Annotated in this window: 5 protein-coding genes; 3 read left to right on the forward strand and 2 right to left on the reverse strand. The window is 28.7% G+C overall.

Going from position 1 to position 2,077, the window contains the following annotated elements; genetic code table 11:
* Positions 1 to 162 precede the first annotated feature (162 nt).
* Positions 163 to 351 carry a hypothetical protein gene (locus VK071_02970; protein HLR34273.1) on the reverse strand — a complete coding sequence of 63 codons (189 nt, stop codon included), beginning with the start codon at positions 349 to 351 and terminating at the stop codon, positions 163 to 165.
* A 67-nt stretch (positions 352 to 418) separates the two neighbouring features.
* A complete protein-coding gene (locus VK071_02975) occupies positions 419 to 685 on the reverse strand; it encodes a helix-turn-helix transcriptional regulator (GenBank protein HLR34274.1) in 267 nt (88 codons plus the stop codon).
* 126 nt (positions 686 to 811) lie between these two features.
* On the opposite strand from VK071_02975, the gene VK071_02980 reads away from it, so the two are divergent.
* Genes VK071_02980 through VK071_02990 form a run of 3 tightly spaced genes read left to right on the forward strand, consistent with a single transcriptional unit; the run spans position 812 to position 2,020 of the window.
* Entirely contained in the window at positions 812 to 1,012 is a 201-nt protein-coding gene (locus VK071_02980) for a helix-turn-helix transcriptional regulator (protein ID HLR34275.1), read from the forward strand.
* A 40-nt stretch (positions 1,013 to 1,052) separates the two neighbouring features.
* A complete protein-coding gene (locus tag VK071_02985; protein ID HLR34276.1) occupies positions 1,053 to 1,838 on the forward strand; it encodes a phage antirepressor KilAC domain-containing protein in 786 nt (261 codons plus the stop codon).
* Positions 1,839 to 1,849: 11 nt separating this feature from the next.
* Positions 1,850 to 2,020, forward strand: coding sequence for a hypothetical protein (locus VK071_02990; GenBank protein HLR34277.1), 171 nt, complete (start codon positions 1,850 to 1,852; stop codon positions 2,018 to 2,020).
* Positions 2,021 to 2,077 lie beyond the last annotated feature (57 nt).

Below are 2,077 nucleotides of genomic sequence, written 5' to 3' on the forward strand. Positions count from 1 at the left end.
TAACAGGATTTTATATCCATGTTCATACAATTGTATTAAAACATACTTAAATTGTTTATAAGACAAATACAAGCCTTAGAAGGGATATTTGGTATTTTGTAGAAAATATTTAATAATTATAGCTATTATTGATATGTTGTCCTATCAACTTGTCAATAATAATTAAAAATTCCACACTATTTTAAAACTATCTCCATCAATCCAAATTGCATCAATTAATCTTCTTAATAATTCGTTCTTTTCAGCTACACTTAATATCTCCCACTTATTGTTTATTGTAACAACAGTGTCTTTCAAAAATCCATCTTCAACATTTTTAGATTCTTCTTTTTCCTCCTCTAATATTTTCAATAAATTATTTTTCTTATCATGTAGATCTTTTATTTTATTTTTAAAATTATCTATGTTTTGTAGATCCTCATCCAGCGATTGTGCCTAATAGTGGGATAACTTTAGAAGATCCTATATTATATTTTTCTAAATTGACGTGCATTAGATTATCAATAGATACTTTAAATATACTTGATATATCTGATAATATACCAGCATTAGGGATTCTAATTCCCTTTTCCCATTCGCTAACAGCAGATGCACTCTTTAAGCCTAGCATATTAGCTAACTCTAATTGCTCTATGCCATTTTTATCCCTTAGATATTTGAGATTAGTATTAAAAAATTCACTCATCAACATCACCCCCTTCCTATATATAGTACAACATACTTTGAAAGATATTTCTATAATTTAGAAAAATAGTTCTTGACTTCTATAATTTAGAAGTGTATAATAATATATGAAAGGAGGTTAGGGGAGATGAGCAAGAAAACTCTAAGGCAATTAAGAAGAGAAAGAGATATAACTCAGGAAGAACTAAGTCGCATGACTAGAATAACTAGTAGAAGTATAACAACATACGAAAACAATGTACAAGCTTTAAGGAGTGCAAGTTATGATTATGTAGAAAGGCTAGCTAAAGCTTTAGATGTAGATATAGATGATATTTTTTTAGGATAGACTTCTATAATATAGAAATAAACTCAAGGAGGATAAGTAAATGAAGAAAGATTTACAAATATTTAAAAATAACCAATTTAAAGAAATAAGAACAGTTTTAATTGAGGACAAGTTTTACTTTGTAGGGATAGATATAGCAAATAATTTAGGATATTCAAATGGAAGTAAAGCGGTGTCAAAGCATTGTAAAAATATAGTTAAGGATGTAATAGAAACACCTTCCCAAAATGGGCATCTGGTAAAAACACAAGCTAATTTAATAAATGAAAGTGATGTTTATAGATTAATAGTTAGGTCAAAATTACCATCAGCAGAAAAATTTGAAGAGTGGGTTTTTGATGAGGTCTTACCTTCGATTAGAGAGCATGGAGCATATCTAACAGATGTAAAGATAGAAGAAGTACTAACAGATCCTGATACAATTATTAAGCTTGCTACTCAACTAAAAGAAGAAAGAGCATTAATTCAAAAACAAAAGCAGGTAATAGGAGAGTTAAAGCCTAAAGCAGACTACATGGACAAGATATTAAAAAATAAAGGATTAGTAACTATAACTCAAATAGCAAAGGATTATGGCATGAGTGGACAGGCAATGAACCAATTATTACATGAATTGAAAGTCCAATATAAACAAAGCAACCAATGGCTCTTATATAGAGAACATCATGGAAAAGGTTATACCCACTCAGAAACACATGAGTTTACAAGAAAAGATGGAACACAAGATATAAAAATGAATACAAAATGGACCCAAAAAGGAAGATTGTTTTTATATGAGTTATTAAAAGAGAACGATATATTACCTGATATAGAAAAAGCTAGTTAGGAGGTATAAACATGGAAGCTAAATTAGTTTCAGTAAAAGAAGCATCTAAGATATTTAAGTTTCCTTTGAATAAATTGTACAAGCTGATAGATGAAAATGAAGTACCACATATAAAGATGGAAAACTTATCAGAGTTGCTAAAACTTACAGATAAAGAGAAAATAGATATTTTTTTAAACTAAATCTTGCATGACATGCAAAGGCAATAGAGGAGGAAAAGAAAAATGTTAGCAAATGAA

The organism is Tissierellales bacterium, assembly GCA_035301805.1.
GTDB lineage: Bacteria > Bacillota > Clostridia > Tissierellales > DATGTQ01 > DATGTQ01.